Origin of the sequence: Streptomyces albiaxialis (assembly GCF_039530985.1) — a bacterium.
Classification (GTDB): Bacteria; Actinomycetota; Actinomycetes; order Streptomycetales; family Streptomycetaceae; genus Streptomyces; species Streptomyces albiaxialis.
This window is the reverse complement of sequence record NZ_BAAAPE010000029.1, coordinates 17949-41994: the sequence shown is the minus strand read 5'-3', so window position 1 is coordinate 41994 and position 24046 is coordinate 17949. Positions and strand designations below refer to the sequence as shown.

The following is a 24046-nucleotide window of genomic DNA, read 5'->3' as shown; positions in this document are numbered from 1 at the left end:
GACACCGGACATCGACGAGGAGCGGACGTGCAGCGCTGGCGTGGCTTGGAGGACATTCCCGAGGGCTGGGGGCGCAGCGTCGTCACCATCGGCTCGTACGACGGGGTCCACCGCGGACACCAGCGGATCCTGGGCCGGGCGGTGGAGCGGGCGCGCGAGCTGGGCGTGCCGTCGGTCGCCGTCACCTTCGACCCGCATCCGAGCGAGGTCGTGCGGCCGGGGAGCCACCCGCCGCTGCTCGCCCCGCATCACCGCCGTGCGGAGCTGATGGCGGAGCTGGGCGTGGACGCCATGCTGGTGCTGCCCTTCACCCCGGAGTTCTCGGAGCTGTCCCCGGCCGACTTCGCCGTGAAGGTGCTGGTGGACAGGTTGCAGGCGTGCGCGGTCGTGGAGGGCCCCACGTTCCGCTTCGGGCACCGTGCCGCGGGCGATGTGGCCACCCTCGCCGAGCTGGGCCGGACGTACGACTTCGAGGTCGTGGTCGTCGACCTGTGCGCCGGTGACGCGCCCGACGCCGTGCCGTACTCCTCGACGCTCGCCCGACGGCTCGTCGCCGACGGGGACATGCGCGGCGCCGCCGGGGTGCTGGGGCGCCCGCACCGGGTCGAGGGCGTGGTGGTGCGCGGCGCGCAGCGCGGGCGCGAACTCGGCTTCCCCACCGCGAACGTCGAAACGCTGCCGCACACCGCTGTCCCCGCCGACGGCGTCTACGCGGGCTGGCTGACGGCCGACGGCGAGCGGATGCCCGCCGCGATCTCCGTGGGCACCAACCCGCAGTTCGAGGGCACGGTACGCACGGTGGAGGCGTACGCGATCGACCGCGTGGGGCTCGACCTGTACGGACTGCATGTCGCGGTGGACTTCCTGGAGTTCATCCGCGGCCAGGAGAAGTTCGACACGCTGGAAGGGCTGCTGGAGCGGATGACGCAGGACGTCGACAGGGCGCGTGAGCTGACGCGGAGTTGATGCCGAGCCGATGCGTTGAGGCGTGCGCGGAGGGCCCGTTCCACCTCAGTGGAGCGGGCCCTCCGTCGTGTCCCGGCGCCTAGCTCTGGTGCGGCGGCTGCGGCTGCCAGCCCGCGCCCGGCTGGGGCTGCTGCGGCTGGGGAGGCTGCGCGTACGGCGCGTACGGCTGCTGTGAGGACTGGGGGTAGGGCTGCGCTCCCGGCGGGAGTTGGGGGGACTGCTGCGACTGGCCCGGGAGCGGCGGCGCCAACTGCGGTGGCGGATTGCCGTCGGCCGTCCACAGGCCCTGCTCGCGCTGGGCGCGCGCGAAGTCCTCGGCGATGAGCGCCGACAGGTCGAAATAGGCCTCGCGGGTCTTGGGCCGCATCAGGCCGAGATCCAGCTCGGCGCCCGCCGAGAGGTGCTCGTCGAAGGGGATGGTCACCACGCCGCGGCAGCGCGTCTCGAAGTGCGCCACGATGTCCTCGACCTTGATCATCTTCCCCGTCTCGCGGACGCCGGAGATGACGGTGATGCTGCGCTGGACGAGGTCGCCGTACCCGTGCGCCGCGAGCCAGTCGAGCGTCGTGCTCGCGCTGCTCGCACCGTCCACGGACGGGGTCGAGATGATGATCAACTGGTCGGCGAGGTCCAGCACTCCGCGCATCGCGGAGTAGAGCAGGCCGGTGCCCGAGTCGGTGAGGATGATCGGGTACTGCTTGCCGAGGACGTCGATCACGCGCCGGTAGTCGTCGTCGTTGAACGTGGTCGAGATCGCGGGGTCGACGTCGTTCGCCAGGATCTCCAGCCCCGAGGACGCCTGGGAGGTGAACCTCCGGATGTCCATGTAGCTGTTGAGGTACGGGATCGCCGTGACCAGGTCGCGGATGGTCGCCCCGGTCTCGCGGCGCACGCGGCGGCCGAGCGTGCCCGCGTCCGGGTTCGCGTCGATGGCGATGACCTTGTCCTGGCGCTCGGTGGCGAGCGTGGAGCCGAGTGCCGTGGTGGTCGTCGTCTTGCCGACGCCGCCCTTGAGGCTGATCACCGCTATCCGGTAGCAGGACAGCACGGGTGTACGGATGAGGTCGAGCTTGCGCTGGCGCTCGGCCTCCTCCTTCTTGCCGCCGAACCGGAAGCGCGGGCTCCGGTTGCGGTCGTGGGGGCGCGGCTTCTTCTTGCTGTTGATCAGCCGGTCGGAGGACAGCTCGACCGCGGCTGTGTACCCGAGCGGAGACCCGGCCTGGTCCTGCCGCCGCGGGTCCAGGGGCTGCGCCATCGGAGGCTGCGCCGCCGGGGGCTGTGCCGCCGGGGGCTGGGCCTGGGCCTGCGGTTGCGGCTGGACCGGGGGCTGCGCGTGAGGCTGGGCCTGAGGCTGTGCCGGGGGTTGGGGCTGCTGCTGCGGGGCCGGGGCCGGGGCCTGGGGCTGCGGTTGGGGCAGCGGCTGCTGAACGGGCTGCGGCAGCGCGGGCTGTTGGGGCTGGTGCTGCTGGTGCTGCTGGGGCTGGTGCGGCTGGGGCTGCGCGGGCTGTTGCTGGGGCTGCGCGGGGTTGGGCTGGCTTGTGGGGCGGCCGGGGTAGGGGCCGGGAGCGGCCTGCTGCGGCATCGCGTACGGGGCGGCGGAGGGCTGCCCGGTCTGCTGCGGATAGCCGTAACCACCCCCGGGCGCGGGCGCGGGTGCCTGCGCGGGAGGGGGCACTTGCTGGTCCTGGGCCGGTGCCGCCTGGGTGGGTTGTGCCGACTGTGCCGGTTGTGTCGGCTGCGGCGGTACGGGCGGTGCCGACTGGGCGGGCGGCAGAGTGCCGGGGGGCGTCGTGTCCGGGGCGCCCGCCGTCTCCGCTGCCGGGGGCGAGGCGGGCCACGGGGTGCCCTGCGGCGGGGTGGCCGCGGGCTGGAAGTCCGGGGGAAGCGGCGGCAGTCCGCCCGTTCCCTTGCCGTCCGTGCCGTTCGTGGCGTCGGCGGCGGCCGGGGCGGGGGAGCCGGGCCACGGCCCGGCCTGCTGCGGCGGCGCCGGGGTCAGGGGGTGCGGCGGCACGGCGTCGCGAGGTTCGTCAGCGGGCTCGGCGAGTTCGGGCGGTGAGTCCTGGGGCTCGTCCTCGACGGGCGTTCCGGCATCCTGCGCCGACGACGGCTCGGCCGTATCGGCCTCGGGCTGCCAGACGGCCGGGGGAAGGGCGTCCCAGGGCTCGTCCTCGGTGGCGGGCGCGGAACCGTCGGCCGCGGAGCCCGCGGTGGCCGGGGACTCCTCGCTCTCCTCGGGCTCCTCTCCGCGCTCCAACTCCTCGGCCGCGGCCTCGGCGGCCCTGCGTTCGCGCAGCTCGCGGCGCATCGCGGCGGCAGAGAAGCGCATGGTGGCGCTGTCCCCGATGTCCCCGGTGTTGATGGGGACTTCAGGCGCCACGGGCTCGGCCACGGGGGCGGCGGGCGCCTCCTCGGGCTCGGATTCGACCTCGACCTCGGACTCGGGTACGGCCTCGGCCTCGGGCTCAGACTCGGGCTCGACCTCGGACACGGGCTCGACCTCTGGCTCGGGGGCCGTTGCCACGGCCACCTCCACCTCCGCGTCCTCATCCGGGCGCGCGTCGTCCTCGGCCTCGGGCGGCTCGACCGGAGCCGGAGATTCCGCTGCCGTCTCCTCCTCCGGGGCCTCGGTCTCCATGGCGGGCTGCGCGGGCGCGAACGTCGGCGGAAGGGGTGGTGCCAGAGGGAACGAGGTCGTCCCGGGCTCCCGTACGGGCGTCTCAGGCGCGGCCTCTGCGGCGGCCTCGGCGAGGGGCTCGTCCGCGATCTCCCTCTCGGCCTCGGGCGCGAAAGGTTCCGGCGCGGCCGTCTCCTGCACGACCTGGACCTCGGGCTCGGGCTGGACCTCGGGCTCGGGCTGGACCTCGGGCTCGGGCTCAGGTTCGACCTCGACCTCGACCTCGGGCTCGACCGTGACCTCGGCCTCCGGCTCCAGCTCCGGCACCGGAGTCGTCGTCGGCGCAGGCGCGGGCGGGTCCGTGAGCGGCTTCAGCGACGGGAACGCGGGAGGCGCGGCGTCCGGCTGCGGTCCGCGCGCTGCCGCCCCGGCGTCCCATGCGCGCGGCGCGGCGCCGTTGCCCAGCGCGAAGTCGTCCTCGGGGACCGGCGGTTCCGCGTCACCGGCGGGCGCGCCCGGCATCGGGGGCATCGACGACGGCATCGACGGCATCGCACCCGCGCCGCCCGAGGGGGCGCTGACGGGCGTGCCCTCGGGCTGGCTGCCCGCATCCTGCGTGTACCAGGCCGGCGGGGTGTAGTCGATGGTGAACTGGCCCGTCGACTCCACTTCCTGCTCGGAGTCGGTGTCCGCGTCGAGCCGATCGGTGCCGGGCAGGCTCCCCCCGAAGCGGATCTCGTCCCGATCGCTGCTCACAATGCCTCCTGCGTGGTCGTACACCCCGGTTTGCGTCCGCGCCCGCCCTCGCGCGTCAGCCCAGCCTAATCAAGGCAACTCCCGTTACGGCAGGGCGGTCCGGTCCCGCCAATGGGAGGGAACCACCCCTCTCCGACCGAACCATCCATCCCCACCCGCTGTCCGCACAAGCGGATGTACGGGATGAAGTTGCGGGGCGGTGGGCGGGCCCGGAACGGGGTGGGGCGTTCCGGTCGTCAGTCGAGCCGCCGCGCGCTGCCGAGCAGTCCCGACTCCGCGTCCGTCGGCTGTGTGAACGCGTACTGCCGGTCGCGTCGCGTGCACCACAGGGTCACGCCGTCGCCGAGTGTGGGCAGCGCAGCCACGTCCCGCTCGGGGATCTGCATCAGGCGGCCTATCTGCTGGGCCTCCTCGGGCGAGATGCGCTGCACCCCCACCAGCGAGGCCTGGCGGAGCAGCCGGGGCGTGGTCGGGCCGAAGTACGGCAGCAGCGTCAGGACGGACTGCCAGGGTGCCGAGGTGACCCGGCCGCGCGGGGGACGGATGCCGCAGTCGCGCACGACGACGACGGGGCTGCTGACGCTGGGGTTGAGGCGGGGCACGCGCCCCACGTCGTACAGCGCGAGGCACTCCTGGCCGGCCCCTGCCGCCTGCACCAGGTGCGTCCAGACCTGGGCGCGGCCCGTCTCGATCGCGACCCGCGCGCCCGTACCGGCCAGCCGCAGGGCGAGCACCTGCGCGGTCCAGAGCCCGCCGACGAGCACAACCTCGTACGGCTCGGGGCGCACGAGGCCCGCCAGCCGGGGGTGGCCCTCCGCGTCGGAGCCGAGCACCACCCCGTCGTCGCCCAGCGGCAGCGCCATGGCGGCCAACTGGTCGGCCGCGACGGTGTGCCCGGACCGGCGCGGGCCCGTCAGGCCCGCCATGCGGCGCACTCCGCCCGCCATCAGCGCACCCCTCCCAGCGGCAGCGAGGCCAGGGCGCCCGGCAGTTGCTCGCGGTCGAGGCGGACCAGGCCGAGCCGGGCGGCGCGGGACGCGTGCTCCAGATGGCGGCGCGCGGCGATCAGCTCGGTGTCCGAACGCCCGGTGAGCCGGACGTGCCCGGTGACCGTCGCCGCGCCGCGCCGGGTCGAACGGCCCAGGGTGAGGCTGAATGTGCTGGTGAAGGCCGGTGCCGAGGTCAGCAGCGCCACCAGGCGCGGCAGCGGCGCGGCGGTGCCGCCCAGCTCGGGCCAGCGGCTCACCGCGTACGTTGTGTGCCAGCGGTCGTCGCAGCGCCAGACGCGGGACGTCTCGGCGGTGCGGCGGGCGGGCATCGCGTCGGGCCTGCTCGCGCGGGCCGTCGCCACCGGATTGAGGCACGCGGAGGTCGCGAGGGCGGAGATCACCCCCTCCTCGTCGAGCACCCGGGCGCGGAAGCCCGCCCCGGTGAGGCGGCTCGCCAGGTGGTCGGCCGCGCGCACCAGGCAGCGCTGGGCGCCCTCCAGGCCGCCGCCGCGCGCCTCGACGGCCTCCGGGCACAGCTCCGGGTCCAGCTTCAGGGCGACCCAGGTCAGCCGCAGGGCGGGCGCCCCGGTCTGCTCCTGCAGCGGCCCGTAACTCCGCCTGGCCACCGACTGTTCCGGGAGGTGCGGCGCGGGCGCGGGCTGTGTCTGCTGCACCACCTGCACGGACTCCAGGGCTATCCCGTCCACGTCCAGCGCGCCGTGCACCAGGTCCAGGGGCAGCGGGCGGGCGCCGGACACCGGCCGCAGCGGTCCCGCCGCCGTCGCGTCCACGGAGACCAGCGCGGTCAGGAACGTGCCGTCGCCGAGCATGCCGACGGTGCGCTGGTGCTTGTCGACATATCCGTACGTACGCAGCCCGGGGGCGCTCTCCACCAGGGGGAGGAACCCCGGGTCGAGGCGCTCTCCCGCCGCGTTCACCACCATCGCGGGGGACAGCGGCCGGGCGGCCTCGCGCGTGCGGGCGCGCAGCGCGAGGAGTGTCGCCGCCCAGTCGCGGACGGACCGCTGACGGCGGCGGATCAGCCCGGCGACGGCCAGCGGCGCGGCGATCACGACGGCGGGCACGAGGAGCAGCTCGTCGATGGCCGCGGCGACGACGAGGACGGCGAGCGCCAGCTCCAGCAGCACGAGTTGTTGCAACTGGAACGGTCCGAGGCCGCTCGCCCGCGAGGCCGTGCGCAGCGTCGCCGAGACGGGTGGCCGGGGCCTGGCGGACGGTCGGCCGCCCGCTCCGGGGCCCGCCGCGGGGCCTGCCCGGCGCGGGCTTCCGGGGCGCCCGGGAGCGCCGGCGCCGCGCGGGGCGCCACCGGGGCCCCGCCGCCCCGCGGCACCCTGGGTGCGCGTCGCAGATCCCATCCCCGCAGGCCCCCTCATGTCCGAAATCACCCCACCTGTCAGGGGTGTTGGGCGGGCGATCACGATACCTGAGCGGCGCGACGCGATCCCCAACCGGCATAGTAGGGGCCCGGTCCGACAACCGGCAGCGGCGGCGGGGCTCCCGTGCCCGCCGCGCGTACGGGAGAGCGGTGCGGGCCGGCCCGGAGGCGCGACGGCGGACCGTACGGAGCGCGCGACGGGCCGTCAGAGGCGAGGCAGGGGAGAAGCGGTCACTTATGGCGTCACGGCGGGACGAGCTGAATGCCTACACCTTCGCGAAGAAACGTCTGGTTGCGGCATTCCTCCAACCTTCGCCCACAGGTACCGAGGAGGGCGCGCCCCGTCCGCTGCGCGGCATCCTGCCCGGAATCATCATCGGGGTGCTGATCCTCGCGGGCTTCGGCGCCTGGGGGATGTTCAAGCCCAAGGCGCCCGAGGGGTGGGACGAGCCGGAGGCGAAGGTCATCATCGGCAGCGAGTCGACCACCCGTTACGTCGTCCTGAAGACGGGCAAGAAGGTCCAGCTCCATCCCGTGCTCAACCTCGCCTCGGCCAAGCTGCTGCTGGACCCGGGCCAGGGCGAGGTCGTCAAGGTCGACGAGAAGGTGCTCGACAAGGGCGACATACCGCACGGCGCCACCTTGGGCATCCCCTACGCGCCCGACCGCCTCCCCGCGCCCGAGGAGGCGGCCAAGAGGAAGCGCTGGGCCGTCTGCGAACGCCCCAGCCAGGGCGGGCGTGCCGTGCAGAAGTCCGCGTTCGTCCTCGCAGAGCGCGACGAGCACCGGGTCGAGGGCCGCAACCGGCTGCGTGGGGGCGAGCTCCTCTACGTAAAGGGGCCGGACGACAAGCTGTACGTGGTGGACAAGAAGGGGCGTAAGTACCGGCTCGCGGAGAACGAGCTGCTGCTGCGCCTCATCGTGGAGAACCGCAAGCCCCAGCGCGTCTCCCGGCAGTGGCTCGCGACCCTGGACGGCGACACCGACGTGATCGACTTCCCCCGCCTGCGCGGCACGGTCGGCGAGCCCGCCGGACAGGACGGCCTGGCGCCGGGGGCGAACCGCGTCGGCACGGTGCTGCGTGCCTCGTCCGGCGCCGGCAGCCAGCACTACGTGGTCCTGCGTTCCGGGGTGCACCCGGTGACCGACTTCATGGCCCACCTGCTGCTCAACCCGCCCGGAAGGGACGTCCTCAAGCAGAACGGCAAGGCGATGGAGGTCAGCGCGGGCAGCTTCACCCCGTCCGGCATCGGCTTCGGCGAGGACCTCAAGTGGCCGACGGCCAAGGGAGAGCCGGTCAACGAGGCACGGCCGTCCGCCGCGAAGGGCGGCCGGGACACGGTCTGCAACGTGCTGCGCGGCGTCGACGGCCGTACGGGGAAGACGACGCTCAGCACCTGGGCGGGCGAGACCTTCCCCGCGCAGCTCCCCTCCGGCGCCACCAGCGCGTACGTCACCCCGGGCACGGGCCAGCTCTTCCGTCAGGTGAAGGGCGAGAACGCCAAGGACGGCGGTGTCTTCCTGGTGACCGACACGGGCCTGCGCTACGCGACGCAGGGCACGAACGACACCGAGAAGGGCGACCCCGGCTCCGGGAAGGCCCGGTCCGGCCGGGAGGAGCAGGAGGGCCAGAACGCCCAGCGGCGGCTCGGCTACGAGGGCATCAAGCCCACGCCCGTACCGGCCGCGTGGTCCGAGTTCCTGCCGACGGGCCCGCGCCTGTCGACGGGCAGCGCCAAGCAGCCGCAGGGCTCCTGAGGACAGGGGGGACGAGCATGCCGATGCCGTCGACGGTTCCTGAACGGGCGCGGGCGAGGGCGAGGGCGCGAACGCGTACGCCGTGCCGTGTCGCGCGCCTGTGCGCCGCCGCCCTGGTCATGGGCGCCACCCTCGGCGCGACGGCCGTCACGACCGCAACGCCCGCGGCCGCCGACACGAGCACGCAGTGCAGCTTTCCCAACAAGGACTACAAGGGGCGGCCCTGGGCGCTCCAGCGTGTGCTGCTCGACGAGTTGTGGCAGGGCACGCGGTACGGGCGGGGCGTGCGGGTGGCCGTCATAGACACGGGCGTGGACATCAAGAACAGACAGCTCACGGACGCCGTAGACGCCCAGATGGGCAGGAACTTCCTTCCGGAGAAGCCGAAGAAGGACAAGTTCGGCAACAAGACGCCGCGGGGCAGCTCCAAGGGCACGACGGACCGGGTCGGCCACGGCACCAAGGTCGCCGGGATCATCGCCGCCCGCCCCGCCTCCGGCACGGGCTTCGTCGGCCTGGCGCCCCAGTCCACGGTGATCCCCATCCAGCAGAACGACGAGAACGGCAGCGGCACGGCCGAGACCCTCGCCCGCTCCATCGACTACGCGGTCGAGGCCAAGGCCGACGTGATCAACATCTCCCAGGACACCGCCCAGGCCCTGCGTCCCGAGTCGGCGCTCAAGCAGGCAGTCGACCGGGCGCTCGAAAAGGACGTCGTCGTGGTCGCCTCGGCGGGCAACGACGGCCTCGGCGGCAACGTGAAGAAGACCTACCCCGCCTCGTACCCGGGCGTCCTCGCCGTGGCCTCCTCGGACCGCAACAACGAGCGTGCGCCGTTCTCCCAGTCCGGCGAGTTCGTGGACGTCGCGGCGCCCGGCGTCGACATGATCTCGACCGTCCCCGGCGGCGGCCACTGCGCCGACAACGGCACGAGCTTCTCCGCCCCGTACGTGGCGGGCGTGGCGGCGCTGCTGCGCGCCAAGCACCCCGAGTGGAAGCAGCACCAGGTCGTCGCCCAGATCGAGCAGACCGCAGAACGCTCGATCGCGGGCCACGACCGCCTCGTCGGCTGGGGCGTCGTCGACCCCGTCCGCGCCCTCACCGAGGACGAGCGGGCCATCGACAAGCCGGTTGCCCGCGAGGGTGTCGCGAAGGGGGAGGAACCGACCCCCGCCAAGCTCCAGTTGGGCGAGACCGAGCAGGAACGGAACGAAAGAATCGGAACCTACGTCCTTGTGGGGGGCGGCACGGCGGTCGCCGCGGTCATCGGCAGCACGGTCGTGCTGCGTGACCGGCGCCGTCGGCGGACGACGGAGGGGTGAGCAATTCCACCCCGCTGATTTGCAGTTGGAACAGTCGTATGGTGTGGCTAGAGTGAGATGTTGCACCGCGTGCGACGCGGACACGACACAGAGTGGATCGGCCGAACGGGACAGCAGCGGCGAACGGGGAGATCTACATGGCGGAGCCGGGCATGCCTGGCGGGGTGCCTTCTGGTTCCTCGGCGGACCTCAAGCGCGGGGCCGGCGCGCTCAAACGGCTCAAGAAGCACATCGACGGTGTGCTCAAGGAGCTCGACGAGTCGCCCGGAGCCCAGCACAAGGTGGCCGCCGCCCGCAGGATGACCCGGCGCTCGCTGAGCGGCGACAACCTGCCGTTCCTGGAGGCCGACGCCCTCTTCCAGAAGTACAACGAGGTCCACGACACCCTCACCGCCCTCTCGAAGGCCCTCCGCGAACAGATCGACGGCCTCGCCATCGCGGTGAAGATCGCGGATAACGGCTACGACTCGCTGGAGCAGGACGAGAAGGAGCGGTACGAGCGGATCCAGGCCCGCGCGGACGAGCTGATGCGGGGTGTCGGCGGTCCCGAGGACGCTCCGAAGGGTGAACCCAAGGGCGAACCGAAGGGCGAGGGCAAGGCCGAGAACGACGGCGACAAGGGCGGACTGTGACCGCCCGCACGGGCGAGCAGGCGGGAGGACCGATGGCCGACAAGGGCAAGAAGAGCGAAGGCGACCCGTACACCGGCAAGGGGTACTCGTCGGAAGAGTGGCCCGATTCCCCCGGGATCCCGAAGCAGTACGGCACCATCACGACGCAGTGCTACGTCGACCCCCCGAAGGAGCGGGCGCCCCAGGCCCCGCGCGGCTCCGCCGGTGAGCGCACGGACTTCGAGACCGCCCGGCTCAACGACATGGTCGACCTGGTGCAGAGCTCGATCCCGTCGGACCTGATCGATGTGGGCGACGCCCTGTGGGAAGCGGGCCGCGCCATCAAGAAGGCCGAGGAGGAGCTGAAGACCTACTTCGAGGAGGTCGACTGGGACGGCGACGGCAAGGGGTCGTTCGCCCGCTGGGGCCGGAAGCTGCGTGCGGACACCGAGAAGCTGAGCACGTACGCCGGGACGGTCGGCGCGGAACTCAACGCGGCGGGCTGCGGCCTGCTCATGGTCCAGACCTACATGCCGAAGCGGAGCGAAGTCCTCACCGTCAACGACATCCCCGCCCCCGCACGCGTCCCCGGAAACCCCCAGATGCCCGCCCCGCTGCTGACGGGCAGCGGCAAGGCGCCCTCGCTGGACGGCAACGGCAAGCTGACGGGCAGCGGCGACACCCCGCTGCTGAACAACGGCGGCGGCACCACGCCGAGCACGTTCGCCCCTCGCGCCGTGCATCCGGACTCCCCGGAGGGCATCGCCGCGGAACGGGACCGCCAGGAAGCCATCCAGCACCTGAACAAGCTCGGCTCGTACTACGCGATCTCGCTGGACAACATCCGCAAGGCGGAGGCGGACAAGCCGACGTTCTCGGGGTTGCCGGGTGGGGACATTCGTCCAGGGGCTCCAGATGGGGGTGGGGGGCCGAGTGCGACGACGTCCGGTGGTTCCCCCGTCGGGCAGGGCGGCACGCCCTCTGCCATCACCGGAGGATCTCCGGGGGGCGATGGTGGCGTCACGCCCGCCGGGCGAGTGGGACCGCAGGAGGTGTCGGGTGGAGTCGCCGGAGGCGGCCGTCCGGACGTGACCGACCTTCCTCCGACGGGGACCGTCCAGGACCCGCTGAACAGGCTGGATCCCTCAGAGATTGGAGCCTCGGCTCCCGCGTCCCGGGTCGGCACGGACATCGACAGCGTGAACGTGCCGCCGACGAGCACCATCGACCCGGTCACGCCCAGCAGTCCGCCGCCGACAGCCAACCCGTCGATGCCCGGCCCGACTCCGAACGGGCCAGGGCCCGTGGTGCCGTCCGGGCCGCCCATCTCGCAGCCAGGCCCACTGGGCAGGGGCCCGATCGCGCCGATGCCGGTGACGCCGCCGACGACGTCCCAGGGCAGGACGGTCGGCCCTCCTGGCCGTTCCGTGCCGACGGGGCCGGGCCTCGCCGGTGGCGGCGGCGGGACCGGGCCCACGAACCGTCCGCCGATGATGGGCATGCCGTACGCCCCGATGGGTCCGGGCGCCGGTCAGGGGACCACGGGCGGTCGCGGTCCCGGCGGCGCGACGCGTGCCTCGCAGCCGGGCGGCATCGTCGGCGGCACCCCCAGCGGCACTCCGGGCGGCCAGAACGGCACCTCTGCGCGCGGCCCGATGGGCATGATGCCGATGGGGGCCATGGGAGCCGGAGCCGCCGGAATGGGCGCGGGCGGAACGCGCGGCGCGTCCGGCCGGAGGATCGCCTCGGCGCCGGGCGGCATCGTGGGCACGCCCCGGAGCGGTACGCCCGGACAGGGGCGCGGCTCACGGCAGTTCACGCCCGGCGGCTCCGGTCTGGTCTCCGGCGCGCAGCCGAGGGAACGGGACCGCAGGGAGGGGCCGCCTCGCCCCGACTACCTGACGGAGGACGAGGAGACCTGGACGAACGGACGGCGCGGCAGCGTGCCGCCGGTGATCGAGTAGCCCGGATGAGAGCGATGACGGCACAGAACTCACGGACCTCGCGCCCCCGATGGCGCCGTCTCCTCGCGGCGACGGCGGCTGTCGGGGTGTGGTCCGCCTGCCTGGCGCCCTCGGTGGCGGCGGCCGACGACATCCAGTCCCAGCAGTGGTACCTCGACCAGATGAAGGCCGAGGAGATGTGGAAGGTCACCCAGGGCGAGGGCGTCAAGGTCGCCGTCGTCGACTCCGGCGTGGACTCCTCGATCCCCTCTCTGCGCGGACAGGTGCTTCCGGGGAAGGACCTGTCGGGCGGCCCCGGTGACGAGATGAGGGACGACAGCGGTCACGGGACGTCGATGGCCCAACTCATCGCCGGAACCGGCGCGGAGGGTTCGGTCAAGGGGATCGCGCCGAAGGCGAAGATTGTGTCCTTCAAGACGGGCGTGGGGGGCTCCGGGAGCAACGCGGTGTTCTTCATGGGCGAGACCATCCGGGCTGCCGCCGAGAGCGACGCCAAGATCATCAACGTGTCCCTCGGGGGCGGGGCCGACGCGCCGACACGAAGGGCAATCGACTACGCGGTCAGCAAAGGGAAGCTGGTTCTCGCGGGCACCGGAAATGAGGGGAAGGGCGGGAACTTCCGGGAATACCCGGCCGCCTTCCCCGAGGTCGCGGGCATCGCCGCGATGGGCGAGTCCGGAAAGGTCGCGGACTTCTCGACCCACGGCCGTGACGTGACTCTTGCGGGACCGGGCCTCGATGTCCCCGTCTGGTGCGACGGCAAGAAGAAGAAATACTGCGTCAAGGGAGATGGCGGAACGAGTGCCGCCACTGCCATCGCCTCCGGCGCCGCCGCCCTCCTCTGGTCCAAGCACCCCGACTGGACGGCAAATCAAGTGCTGAGGGTGCTCATCAAGACGGCCAGTGGGACCAACAAGGGCAAGGGGCGCAGCAAGTACCTCGGGTACGGCGGGGTGCGGCCCCGGATCAATCTCCTGGAAGGAAAAGGCGATCCCGGCGATCCGGACATCAGTCCGCTTACGGGGGAAAAGACCATCAATTCCCGGTCGGAGAGCAAGGGTTCACCGGGCAAGGAGTCCGACAAAGACGATGCCCCTGACAAGGTGAAGGTGGCAGACTCCAGTTCGGATGGCGACAACAGCAACGTGTTGTGGATTTCGCTCGGAGCGGTCGCGCTGGTGATCGTTCTCAGCGGGGGCGCGTTCGCCTGGGTGCGGGCGCGTAGGGAATGAACCGGACGGCGAGCGCTTCGTGCTCGTCAACTCGTAGAGGAGGTAGCCATGGCTGAAGGCGGTGGCGGTGGGCAGGGCCAGGAGCTAAGCCATTCAGCACTTCTGAAGCTGGATGACGAGCTGGACCTGATGATGGGGTCGGTCAGGTCCCGTATGCAGAAGCTCGACATCATGATCGACAACCTTGAGGGTCAGTGGCGGGGAATCGGCCGAGGCGCGTTCGACAAGGTCCAGGAGGGCCTGAAGATCGACCTGGCTGCCCTCAACCGCATTCTTTCCGCTTTCACGGACGGTGTGCAGGGCACGAGCAAGTACGGCTCGGGCAACGACCAGCGCATCTTCGACGAGCTGAAGCGGCTCCAGGGCGATGATCTCGTGACCGATTCCACGCGCCAGTCCGTGGCGGAAGGCCGGGCGGGAAGCATCCAGGAGTCGAAGCTCTACGGCCTGTAGCAGTCAGGCGGTCGGCAGGAGCACGCAGTGCCGATTCCGCCCGGCGCGCGGAGTCGGGAAACGCACGTCACGATGAAGGAGTTTCGATGGCGGGAGATCACGGCGATCACCTCAAAGTCACATACGCCAGCCTGGATGCCGCAGCGGACGCCCTCGACCGGGAGGCGCGGGAACTCCGCGCGGACCTGGAGAAGGTCATGGGCGTCGTGAAGAAGATCTGCGACGGCTGGGACGGTATGTCGAACGAGAACTACCTCCGGGTCCAGAAAATGTGGAACGCCAAGGCCGACGACCTGGAGAAGCGCCTCACGAGTATCGCGGGTGCGGTCAGGATGGCGAGCGGCGATTACCGGGCCACCGACAAGAAGGCCGCCGGCCTGTTCGACCTGGACGACATGTTCGCCAGGCGGTAGGAGCGGCACGGCCAGATCCGTCGGTCCGCCGCCCAAGGACACCGTGAGGCGGCGGGACAGCGCGCGAGCTGTCCTGTCGCCTCTTCGGAGTGTGTCCTGTCCCTCGCTCCCTGAGAGAGAGCATGCACCCCCTCCGCCACGACGACCCCCGCCGCCTCGGCCCGTACGCGCCGCTGTTCCGGCTGGACGACGAGAACGACGGGCTTCCCTGGGGCGAGCGGCGCTTCCTCGCCAAGTCCACGGACGGTGCCCGTACCGTCGTGGTCACCGCCCCGCTGCGCGGGCAGGCCGCCTCGGCCGCCTTTCTCGCGGAGGCCGAGCAGGCCCGTAGGGCGCACGAGAGCCGCGTGCCGTGGCTCGCCCCCGTCTCCGACATCGCGGGGCCCACCGAGAGCACTCCCTGGTACGCCACGCGCTTCGCGCCAGCGCTGCCGCTTTCCGACGCCCTGGCGGCCCACTCGGGGCCGCTGCCCGAGCGGGTCGTACGGCTGTGCGGTGCGGCCCTCGCCGAGGCCGTCGCCCGACTGCACGCCCTCGGACTGACGCACGCGGGGCTGTCGCCGCGTACGGTGCTGCTGACCGCGAGCGGCCCGCGCCTGACGGGCTTCGGGGTCGTACGTGTCGCCGCGCCCGAAGGGCGGCCACGCACCGGGTCCCCGGAACTCGCCTCCGAGTTCCTGCCGCCCGAACAGGCCGCCGGGGGCCGCCCCCGCCCGCTCGGCGACGTCCACGCCCTCGGCGCGGTGCTCGCCTATGCCGCGACCGGCCGTACGGGAGCGACGCCCGACGAAGTGCCGGAAGGGCTGCGGGACGTGCTCCGCGCCTGCCTCGCCTCCGATCCGGCCGAACGGCCCGTCGCCTCCGCACTCGTGGACCGTCTGCTCGACGGGCAGGCGAAGGCCGAGCCCTCCCCGGTCGCGACCGTGCTGGACGGCACGGTCCTCGACCAGCAGACGAGCAGGGCGGAGACCGCCCTGCTGCCCGGCTGGTTGCCGCACGGGGTGAGCGCGGCCCTGGCCGTCCAAGCCGCCGACGTGCTGGACGCCGAGCTCCCCGAAGAGGAGGCCGTCGCCCCGGTCGTACCGGTGGCCGAGCCCGCCGCCGTGACGGACGGCACCCTGACCCTGTCGGGCAGCGGCGCGCACCGCCCCTCCCGACGGGCACTGGTCACCGGACTGGCGGCGGGGACCGCGGGCCTCGCACTCGGCGGTACGGCCGCGTGGGCGGCGACCGCCGAGGACCCGCCCGAGCCGACGGCGGCACAGCGCTACGCCGTGAAGCGCCGCTCCCGTAAGAGGCTCACCGGAGCGCCTCCGAATCCGCGCTGGCACACCCGGCTGGACCTCCCCTCGGCGCCCCGCCACGAACCCCTGCTCTGGGGCCGCCGCATGGCCGTGGTCCAGGGCGGATCCACCGTCATCGGCCTGGACCTCGCCACGGGCCACGAGGCCTGGCGGCGCGAGGACCTGCGCCCGTCCGGGCCCCTCCGGCTCGCGGAGGGCGGCCTGGTCCTCGTCCCCGGCGCGGCGATGTCGGCGCTCGACGCCCGTACGGGGAAGACACGTTGGAAGGTGGAGGCCCCTCGGGCGCAGGTGCTGGGGGTGGACGGCGGCACGGTGTGGTTCTTCGACGGGGAGGGCCGGATCGTCGCGTACGACGCGGCGCACCGCCGTCGGCTCTGGAGCGAGCCCGCGCCCGACGGGATGTCCAAGGACACCGGGGGGCACCTGCTCCCCGACACCCTGGTCGTACGCTCGCCGGGCCCCGGCCGCCGGAGCATCAGGGTGACGGCCTACTCCCGGCGCTCGGGCGAGCGGCAGTGGTCGCGCACGTACGGCGACGCGTTCGTCGCCCGGGCACAGGCGACGATGTCCGAGGACGGAACGCTGCTCGTCGCCGCCGAGACCCGGCTGAAGGCCTACGAGTCGCAGCGCGCGGGCGGCGAGCCTCAGTGGGACTTGCGCGCGCCCGAGTCGGAAGAGATCTACGAAGGCCCGCCCACCCGGCCGTTCTTCGGCGGGCCCGTCGTGCACGGGGACACCGTGTTCGTCAGCGACAGCCTGTACATCGTGCGTGCCCTGGATGTGCGGAACGGCAAGGAGAAATGGGCCGCCAAGCCCCGCTTCGCGTACGGCAACACCCCGCAGTTGACGGGCCCGCCGGTCACCGTCGTCAGCCCCTCCGGCCGCACCCTGCTCGCCGTCAGCAACTCCGAGGTCGCCGCCTACGAGGCGAAAGAGGGCACCGCGCTGTGGCGCTTCACCCAGGTCGGGCCGGGCAAGCGCGGCGCGCTCCCTCGTCACGAGGTCGCCATGACGGACGCGTCGGCCCTCGTCGTGGGCGGTAGGGACGCGTACCTCCTGCCCCTGACGTAGGGAAGCCCCGACGTAGCCCGAGGAAGCCCGGACGGACACGCCCGATCAGACCCGAGAAGAGGAGAGCATGCGAGCCCCGCTGGGCGCACTTCCACGCCAGCTCGACCGTTACGGCGTCGCCGAGGCACTGGACCCGCACCTCGGGGAGACCGGCGGCGTGCGCCATCTCCTCGCCCGCGACCACACGACCGGGCGGCCCGCGGTGCTGATGGCCGTGCCGACGGGGCAGGAGGCGGACGACGAGGGCTACCGGCTGCGCTTCTGGGCGGAGGCGGGGAAGTCGCGGCGGCTGAACGGCCGTTGCGCGGCGTCCGTCGCGCACGTCGCGCCGCCGGAGTCGCCCGTCCCGTGGGTCGCGTACGCGTGCGGGCCCGCGCTCCCCCTCCCCGCCGCGCTCGCCGCGCACGGCGGCCCGCTGCCGGAGGAGACGGTACGGGCGTTGGGCGCGGCCCTCGCCGAGACGCTCCTCGACGCGCACCGCAACGGCCTGGCGCACGCCGGGATCTCGCCCGAGACCGTGCTGCTGACCCCGACCGGACCGGTGCTCACCGGCTTCGGGCTCGTCCGCGCCGCCTCTCCCGGCGGCACGGCACGGCACACCGTGCCCGGCGTCGCGCCCGAGAGCCTGCCGCCGGAGCAGCGCGCGGGGGACAGCCCGCAACCCCTCGGCGACGTGTACGCGTTCGGCTCCGTGCTGGCCTACGCCGCGACGGGCGTACGTGCCCCTGCCGCCCACCGGCTCCCCGAGAGCCTGCGCCGGGTGCTCACCGCGTGCCTCGCGCAGGACCCGGCCGCGCGCCCCCAGGCGGACGCGCTCCTCGCGGAGCTCGCGCCTCAGGGCACGCCGCCGCCGGGCGGCATGGAGCTGCCCGCCGCCGTCGTACGGGCGCTCGAAGCCCAGGCCGACCGACATGGTTCGGCGGCGCCCTCGCCCGCGTACGTTCCCGCACAGCCGGGCCATCCTCCGGCACCGGCACCGGCGCAGGCACCGGCACCGGCGCAGGCACCGGCGCAGGCACCGGCACCGGCACCGGCCTCACCGTCCCCTCCGCCCCCGTCGGACCCCGCATCCGGCGGCACGGAGACCAGGCCGGCCCCGCGGCGGCGCTCCCCGGCCCGCCGCGCGCTGCTGGCGGGCGCCGTCTACGCCACCCTCGGAGTGGGGGTCGGCGCGGGCGCCGTCACCGGCTGGCGGGCGACCCGGCCCGACCCCGCGCCGCCGCGCGATCCGCTGGCCGTGCGCGGGGCGCCTCCCGCGCCGCTGTGGCGCCACGCGACCGAGGGCGGCGAACAGGTGGAGTCCTTCGTCCCCGCCGGGCGGCGCCGGGCCGTGCTCACCACGCAGGGCGGCGGCCCGGTCGGGCTCGACCTCGCCACTGGCAAGCGGCTGTGGTCCAGGGACGACATGATCCTCGACGATCCACCGGTCCATCTGGGCGGCGGCCGGCTGCTGATGCGGCAGGAGAGCGCCTTCTCGCTCGTCAGTGCCCGTACCGGACAGGTGAAGTGGACGGAGGAGAAGTACGGCGCCGGGGCCGGGCACACCCTCGACTCGATCCTGGACGTCCACGACGGCACGGTCTACTTCCTCGTCCGGCGCTGGGACGACCTGGAGACCGATGAGGGGTCGACCAAGGTCGTGGCCTACCGGCTCCGTGACCGCGAGGAGCTGTGGCGCCGGAAGATCCCTCAGGAGTTCGCCTCCTTCACCGAGCGGGAGAACAGGGACGCGGGCCCAGTGGTGGAGGGCGGGTCCGTGCTGATCCCCGACGACAGTCTCGAATCGCCCGGGGATGCCCCCTCCTATCTCGCCCTCGGCGTACGCGACGGCAAGAAGCAGTGGCAACGGACGTACCGCGGCGTCGGGCAGGACTCCAACCGGCTGAACAGGCTCGCCCCCGGCGGCCTGCTGCTCTCCGGTGACGAGGAGGGGCATGTGGAGGCGAGAAGCGTCCGCACCGGCGCCGTCCGCTGGAAGACCGAGGTGCGGGGCTACGCGAGCGCGCCCAGCGCCGTACGGGACGGAACGCTCTACTTCCTCGACCGGGACGAGACGACGTACGCCGTCGACCTCCGCGACGGCCGTACGAAGTGGCGCCGACGGTGGCCCGGCGCGCCCATGCTCATCGGCCTCGGGCTGACCAGGCGGTCCGCGATGGAGGTGAGCGCCTCCGGCAAGGTCCTGCTGCTCTCCTCCTCGGAGGGCGTCGTCGCGTTCGGTACCGGGGACGGCGAGCTGCTGTGGCGCTTCGCCGCCGTCGCCGTCGAGGGCGTCGGGCCTCCCTCCTCCGACGAGGCCTTCGGCCAGGCCCCCGGCGCCGTTGTGGGACAGACGCCCGGCATGGTCTTCGTCACCACCCCGACCGCCCTCTACGCACTCCCGGTGGACTGAGACGTCATGGCCTTCCCTCTCACACACGACGACCCGCAGCGCCTGGGACCGTTCGTCCTGGTGGCCCGGCTGGGCAGCGGCGGCATGGGCACGGTGTATCTCGGGCGTTCGCGGCGCGGGCGGACCGTGGCGCTGAAGACGATGCACGCGGAGTTCGCGGAGCGGACCGATTTCCGTACGCGCTTCCGGCTGGAGACGGACGCGGCACGCGTGATCGGCGACCGGCACGGTGCGCGTGTGCTCGACGCCGATCCGCTGGCGGAGGTGCCGTGGCTGGCGACGGAGTACGTGCTGGGGCCGCCGCTGGACGAGGCGGTGGGGCTCTGCGGGCCGCTCCCGGAGGACGCGGTACGGGCGCTGGGGGCGGGGCTGTGCGAGGCCCTGGCGCAGTTGCACGGCACCGGCGTGGTGCACCGGGACCTCAAGCCGTCGAACATCCTGGTGACCGCCACCGGCCCCAAGGTGATCGACTTCGGGATCGCACGGGCGGAGGGGGACGACCGGCTGACACGTACGGGCGCCGCGGCGGGCACGCCCGCGTTCATGTCGCCTGAACAGGCGACGGGGGCCGAACATCCGCCCGCCGGTGATGTGTTCGCGCTGGCGGGCGTGCTGGTCTTCGCCGCTTCGGGGCACGGCCCGTTCGGCGGCGGACAGGCGGCCGATCTGCTGTACCGGGTGCGGTACGCGGAACCCGATCTGTCCGGCGTTCCGGCGGACTTGGCGGGAGTGCTGCTGCGGTGTCTGGACAAGGACCCCGCGGCGCGGCCCGGCACGGGCGAGCTGCGGAGCCTGCTGGACGGGGACGGCGCCGCCCCGTTCGCCGCCCGGCTCCCCGGCGCGCTGCACGCGGAGATCCTGCGGCGGGGCGAGGCCGTCTGGGACATCGAGTACCAGCGGTTGCCCCCGCCGCTCCCCGAGACCGGCCCGGGCGAGCCCGGCCCCACCGGTACCGCCGGTACAGCCGGGGCCCGTACGGTGCCGCGCCGACGCGCGCTGCTGCTCGGCGGCGGTGCCGTCGCCCTGGCCGCCGCCGGTGGCGGTGCCTGGCTCGCGCTGGGCCCCGACGACGACGGCGGTACGCCCGCGAAGAAGCCCGACGGCCCGAAGGCGGCCCCCACGGCCCCGGGCGGCGCGCCGAAGGAGAAGTGGAAGCTCAGGGTCGCGGGCCTGACGCGCAACAACGTGGTCACCCTGGGCGGTTACGTCACGTACGCGGCGAACAGCGGACTCGGCACGGTCGAGGCGCGCAGCGGGAAGCGGAGCGGGACCACCTCGGAACTGGACGAGTTCCGGGAGGTCTTCACACAGGACGGCAAGCTGTATGCCGCCAACCTCGGGCGGGTGTTCGAGGTCGACCCGAAGACGTGCTCCTTCCGCGAACCCGCCATCACGGACTTCACGAAGCTCGGCCTGACCGGCGACGCCGAACTCGTGGGGGCCGGTGACGGCCTGCTCTACCTGAGCGGCAGGAGCGAGAAGGCCCGGAAGAAGGGCAGGAGGGGAAAGAAGGAGCAGCGGGAGGAATGGCTCGCCGTGGACTCCCGTTCGGGGAAGGTCACATGGCGCAGGGAAGGCGTTCTCGGCGCGACCGCGACCCGCGCGGGCGGCATGCTCGTCTTCGGCGACCAGACGACGCTGCTGGCCGTGGACGCACGTACCGGACGCAAAAAATGGAAGCTCCACTTCCCCGACCGGCCCGGACTCAAGAACGTGGAGGCGGCGGTACGGGCCCACAGCGGGCCGTACCTCTTCGTCGGCGACCGCCTCTTGGTCGCCATCCGGGTCGCGGACGGAAAGGTCGCCTGGACCTTCGGCGAGGACCGCAAGGACTCTGGCGAGGGCGAAGGAAAGTGGCGATACGGCGCTCCCGCGGTGGACGGCGACCTCCTGTACGTCCTGGAGCGCGACACCGGGCTCGTCGCACTGGACCGGCGCAGCGGGAAGCTGCGCTGGGAAATGAAGACCGACTGGATCACCGGCGTCGACCCGGGGACGGCGGAGGTCGTCATGGGACGGGAACTGCTCTACGTGTCCGGCACCGGAACGCAGTGGGTACGGGCCCTCGATCCGAAGCGGCGCCGCGAGCTGTGGACGTACCAGGGGCCGGGCGACAGCGACAGCGTGGTGCTGCGCGCCCATGAGCGCGGTGGACGCCTCATCGCGGTCGGCACGTCACACCTGGTCGGACTGCCGCTCCAGTAGCGCCGCAGTCCTGCGAGCCGCCCTCTCACAAAGCCACGAACCCCCTCCCGAGGAGCCCCACCGTGAAACCGCTCGGCACCGGCGACCCCCTCCGCCTCGGCCCCTACCGCCTCATCGGCGTGCTGGGCAGCGGGGGCATGGGCAAGGTCTATCTGGGGCGGGACGGTTCGGGCGGTCCGGCGGCGCTGAAGGTGCTGCGGTCCGAGCTGGCCCACGACCCGAACCTCGCCCAGCGGTTCGTCCGCGAGGCCCTCACGGCGCGAGCCGTGCGCGGCACCGGCGTGGCGCGGGTCCTGGACGCCAGGACCGAGCCGGGCGGGCCGCACGCGGGCGGTCAGCCCTGGATCGCCACGGAGTTCCTCGCGGGGCCGACGCTGGACGACGCCGTCGCGCGGTTCGGCCCCTTCGACGCGGCGGGCGTACGGGCGCTCGGCGCGGCGCTCGCGCGCACGCTCCAGGACGTGCACGCCGCCGGGCTCGTCCACCGCGACCTCAAGCCGCCGAACATCGTGCTCACTTCGGCGGGCCCCCGCGTGATCGACTTCGGGATCGCCCGGCCCGAGCACGGCCTGACCCTCACCACCACAGGACAAGTGCCCGTCACCCCGGGCTACGGCCCGCCCGAACAGGTGCTCGGGTGGCGCGTCGGCCCGGCCGCCGACGTGTTCGCGTTCGGCGCCGTGCTGGCGTACGCGGCGACGGGGCAGCGGGCGTTCACGGGGGACCACGTCGCCGCCGTGCAGTACGAGGTGGTGCACGGCGAACCGCGGCTGGAGGGCCTGCCGCCCGACCTGCGTGCCTTCGTCGCGCCCTGCCTCGCCAAGGACCCGGCGGAGCGGCCCACGCCCGTTCAGCTCGCCACCGCGCTCGCGCCGCAGCCCGGCGCCGAACGGGTCTGGACCACGGGCCCGCTGGCCGAGGACATCGCCGCGCGGGAGCGCGAGGCCGTGCGCCTGGCGGCGCTGCCCGAACGGGAGAGCGACCCGTCCCGCGACGCGGCAGCGGCACGCCCCTCCCGGCGGCGGCTGCTCACCGGCCTCGTCGCGGGCGGGGCCGTGCTCGCGGTGGGCGGCGGCACGGCCGCCTGGCTGCTGGCCGGGGAGGACACGGACGGCAAGGGCGACGGGGACCGGGGGGACGACGGACGCGCGCCGTGGGACGCCAAGGCGCTGTCGGCCTCCGCGTACGAGCAGGGCAGTGCGCCCGACCCCCTGTGGGGCCCGGTCGAGGCGGCCGACGAGAACTCCCCGGCCCCGCTTCCCGTACGGGACCTCGTCGTGGTCGCCGGACCGGACGGCCGGCTGCACGCTTACGACGTACGCACCGGCAGACGGCGCTGGAAGTCGCCCGCGGTCAAGGCCGACGCCGGCCTTGTCGCGCCCGTACGGGACAGGAACGGGGCCGAGGCCCTCTTCGCCGCCACCGGCGACGGGCAGCTCCTCGCGATGAACGTGAAGGACGGGAAGCGCCGTTGGGCCGTGTCAGCCCGCGCCGCCGCGCTGCTGGCCGCCGACTCCACGGCGGTGTACCTCGTGACGTCCGACGGCGAACTGAGCGCCGTCGACACCTCGTCCCGTAAGCCCCGCTGGACCGTGCCCGCGCCCGTACGGATGTCGGCCGACCGGCCCGGCAGGGCGGCGGTCGGCAGCGGCAGGCTCGTCGTGTGCGGAACGGACGGCAGGGTCGCCGGAATCGACACCCGTACGGGGGACACCGCCTGGGGGCCCGTACGGCGCGGCGCTCCCGAGAAGGGGGCCGTGGCGCTCGCGCCCGCCGTGCACGGAGGGACGGTGTACCTCGGGGGCCGCGAGCTGACCGCCCTCACGCTGGCCGGAGGAAAGCGGAAGTGGGGGCACCGCGCTGACGCGGAGACCGGATGGGGCGCACCGGCGGTGGCCGGGAACGTCCTGTACGCCGTGGACGGCGCCTTCCTCAAGGCCCGCTCCCGCACGGACGGCGGGGAGAAGTGGGCCCTGGGGCAGAGCATCTCGGGGGAGCTTCCGCGCGGCGCGGCCCCGGCCGTACAGGGGCACACGGTGTGGTTCGCGAAGGACGCGGAGAAGGACGCCGGGACGCAGGGCGTCGTGGCGGCCGACGCCCGCGCGGGGCAGGAAGCCTGGCCCTACAGCCAGGGGACCGGCGGCGACTGGCATCTGGCAGCCGCCGGGAACCGGGTCTTCGTCCTGCACGGAAGCACCCTCACGGCGATGCCCGTGATCTGAGGACCGTGATCTGGCAACCGTGATCTCAGGAATGACCGAACGGGTCACTCCTGCTCGGCCGCGATCCCTCCGTTGTGCCGCATCGGCTCCAGGTCGAACTCGCCGTCGCGCGCCCCGAGGACGAAGGCCTCCCACTCGGCCGCCGTGTACCGCAGCACGACGTCGGGCTCCTTGGAGTTGCGCATCGCGACGGCGCCGTCCGCGAGGTGGGCGATCTCGACCTTCTCGTCCTGGGGCCCGCCCGGAGCGCTCTCCCAGACGGCGTCGGAGATGTCCCTCGCGTACAGCTCTTCCTTCTCCTGCTGCGTTCCCATCGGCGGACGCTCCCTTCGTGCTGTGCGGCCTGTCAGCCTACGCCCCGAAGGGGGCGCAGGCTGT

At 73.4% G+C, this 24046-nt stretch carries 16 protein-coding genes; 12 read left to right on the top strand and 4 right to left on the bottom strand.

The window, feature by feature from the left end:
- Nucleotides 1-27: 27 nt before the first annotated feature.
- Entirely contained in the window at nucleotides 28-966 is a 939-nt protein-coding gene (locus tag ABD343_RS39195; protein ID WP_344535518.1) for a bifunctional riboflavin kinase/FAD synthetase, read from the top strand.
- 79 nt (nucleotides 967-1045) lie between these two features.
- On the opposite strand, the gene ABD343_RS39190 is transcribed toward ABD343_RS39195, so the two are convergent.
- The 3 genes from ABD343_RS39190 to eccE all read right to left on the bottom strand — a co-directional run bounded on the left by ABD343_RS39190 (nucleotide 1046) and on the right by eccE (nucleotide 6701).
- A complete protein-coding gene (locus ABD343_RS39190) occupies nucleotides 1046-4336 on the bottom strand; it encodes an SCO5717 family growth-regulating ATPase (protein ID WP_344535516.1) in 3291 nt (1096 codons plus the stop codon).
- 236 nt (nucleotides 4337-4572) lie between these two features.
- A complete protein-coding gene (locus ABD343_RS39185; RefSeq protein WP_344535515.1) occupies nucleotides 4573-5283 on the bottom strand; it encodes a hypothetical protein in 711 nt (236 codons plus the stop codon).
- On the bottom strand, nucleotides 5283-6701 hold the full coding sequence (gene eccE, locus ABD343_RS39180) for a type VII secretion protein EccE (protein WP_344535513.1): 1419 nt from the start codon (nucleotides 6699-6701) through the stop codon (nucleotides 5283-5285). Before eccE ends, ABD343_RS39185 begins: the two co-directional genes overlap by 1 nt.
- 257 nt (nucleotides 6702-6958) lie before the next feature.
- Between eccE and eccB the strand changes: the two genes are divergently transcribed.
- The 11 genes from eccB (at nucleotide 6959) to ABD343_RS39125 (ending at nucleotide 23668) form a co-directional block, all read left to right on the top strand.
- A complete protein-coding gene (eccB, locus tag ABD343_RS39175; protein ID WP_344535512.1) occupies nucleotides 6959-8479 on the top strand; it encodes a type VII secretion protein EccB in 1521 nt (506 codons plus the stop codon).
- 119 nt (nucleotides 8480-8598) lie between these two features.
- Complete coding sequence (gene mycP / locus ABD343_RS39170; protein ID WP_344535510.1) at nucleotides 8599-9801, top strand: type VII secretion-associated serine protease mycosin; 1203 nt, start codon at nucleotides 8599-8601, stop codon at nucleotides 9799-9801.
- Nucleotides 9802-9953: 152 nt separating this feature from the next.
- Complete coding sequence (locus ABD343_RS39165) at nucleotides 9954-10433, top strand: hypothetical protein (protein ID WP_344535508.1); 480 nt, start codon at nucleotides 9954-9956, stop codon at nucleotides 10431-10433.
- Nucleotides 10430-12376, top strand: a complete 1947-nt coding sequence (locus ABD343_RS39160) for a hypothetical protein (protein WP_344535506.1) — start codon at nucleotides 10430-10432, stop codon at nucleotides 12374-12376. Before ABD343_RS39165 ends, ABD343_RS39160 begins: the two co-directional genes overlap by 4 nt.
- Nucleotides 12377-12489: 113 nt before the next feature.
- Nucleotides 12490-13608, top strand: coding sequence for a S8 family serine peptidase (locus tag ABD343_RS39155; RefSeq protein ID WP_344535505.1), 1119 nt, complete (start codon nucleotides 12490-12492; stop codon nucleotides 13606-13608).
- A 48-nt stretch (nucleotides 13609-13656) separates the two neighbouring features.
- Nucleotides 13657-14061 carry a hypothetical protein gene (locus tag ABD343_RS39150; RefSeq protein ID WP_344535504.1) on the top strand — a complete coding sequence of 135 codons (405 nt, stop codon included), beginning with the start codon at nucleotides 13657-13659 and terminating at the stop codon, nucleotides 14059-14061.
- Between the two features lie 86 nt (nucleotides 14062-14147).
- Nucleotides 14148-14474, top strand: a complete 327-nt coding sequence (locus ABD343_RS39145) for a WXG100 family type VII secretion target (protein ID WP_344535502.1) — start codon at nucleotides 14148-14150, stop codon at nucleotides 14472-14474.
- Between the two features lie 122 nt (nucleotides 14475-14596).
- A complete protein-coding gene (locus ABD343_RS39140) occupies nucleotides 14597-16849 on the top strand; it encodes an outer membrane protein assembly factor BamB family protein (RefSeq protein ID WP_344535500.1) in 2253 nt (750 codons plus the stop codon).
- 67 nt (nucleotides 16850-16916) lie between these two features.
- A complete protein-coding gene (locus ABD343_RS39135; RefSeq protein ID WP_344535499.1) occupies nucleotides 16917-19241 on the top strand; it encodes an outer membrane protein assembly factor BamB family protein in 2325 nt (774 codons plus the stop codon).
- 6 nt (nucleotides 19242-19247) lie between these two features.
- Nucleotides 19248-21446 (top strand): protein kinase domain-containing protein, encoded by a 2199-nt coding sequence (locus tag ABD343_RS39130; RefSeq protein ID WP_344535497.1) that lies wholly within the window; start codon nucleotides 19248-19250, stop codon nucleotides 21444-21446.
- Between the two features lie 62 nt (nucleotides 21447-21508).
- Nucleotides 21509-23668, top strand: coding sequence for a serine/threonine-protein kinase (locus ABD343_RS39125; protein ID WP_344535496.1), 2160 nt, complete (start codon nucleotides 21509-21511; stop codon nucleotides 23666-23668).
- Between the two features lie 44 nt (nucleotides 23669-23712).
- Here the strand turns inward: ABD343_RS39125 and ABD343_RS39120 are convergent, their stop codons facing one another.
- Nucleotides 23713-23982 (bottom strand): DUF397 domain-containing protein, encoded by a 270-nt coding sequence (locus tag ABD343_RS39120; protein WP_344535494.1) that lies wholly within the window; start codon nucleotides 23980-23982, stop codon nucleotides 23713-23715.
- Between the last annotated feature and the right edge of the window lie 64 nt (nucleotides 23983-24046).

Coding starts and splice junctions, on each gene's coding strand:
- eccE (WP_344535513.1), bottom strand. CDS start 6,701: ATGGGATCTGCGACGCGCACCCAGGGTGCCGCGGGGCGGCGGGGCCCC.
- ABD343_RS39145 (WP_344535502.1), top strand. CDS start 14,148: ATGGCGGGAGATCACGGCGATCACCTCAAAGTCACATACGCCAGCCTG.
- ABD343_RS39140 (WP_344535500.1), top strand. CDS start 14,597: ATGCACCCCCTCCGCCACGACGACCCCCGCCGCCTCGGCCCGTACGCG.
- ABD343_RS39165 (WP_344535508.1), top strand. CDS start 9,954: ATGCCTGGCGGGGTGCCTTCTGGTTCCTCGGCGGACCTCAAGCGCGGG.
- ABD343_RS39130 (WP_344535497.1), top strand. CDS start 19,248: ATGGCCTTCCCTCTCACACACGACGACCCGCAGCGCCTGGGACCGTTC.
- ABD343_RS39120 (WP_344535494.1), bottom strand. CDS start 23,982: ATGGGAACGCAGCAGGAGAAGGAAGAGCTGTACGCGAGGGACATCTCC.
- ABD343_RS39135 (WP_344535499.1), top strand. CDS start 16,917: ATGCGAGCCCCGCTGGGCGCACTTCCACGCCAGCTCGACCGTTACGGC.
- ABD343_RS39185 (WP_344535515.1), bottom strand. CDS start 5,283: ATGGCGGGCGGAGTGCGCCGCATGGCGGGCCTGACGGGCCCGCGCCGG.
- eccB (WP_344535512.1), top strand. CDS start 6,959: ATGGCGTCACGGCGGGACGAGCTGAATGCCTACACCTTCGCGAAGAAA.
- mycP (WP_344535510.1), top strand. CDS start 8,599: ATGGGCGCCACCCTCGGCGCGACGGCCGTCACGACCGCAACGCCCGCG.
- ABD343_RS39150 (WP_344535504.1), top strand. CDS start 13,657: ATGGCTGAAGGCGGTGGCGGTGGGCAGGGCCAGGAGCTAAGCCATTCA.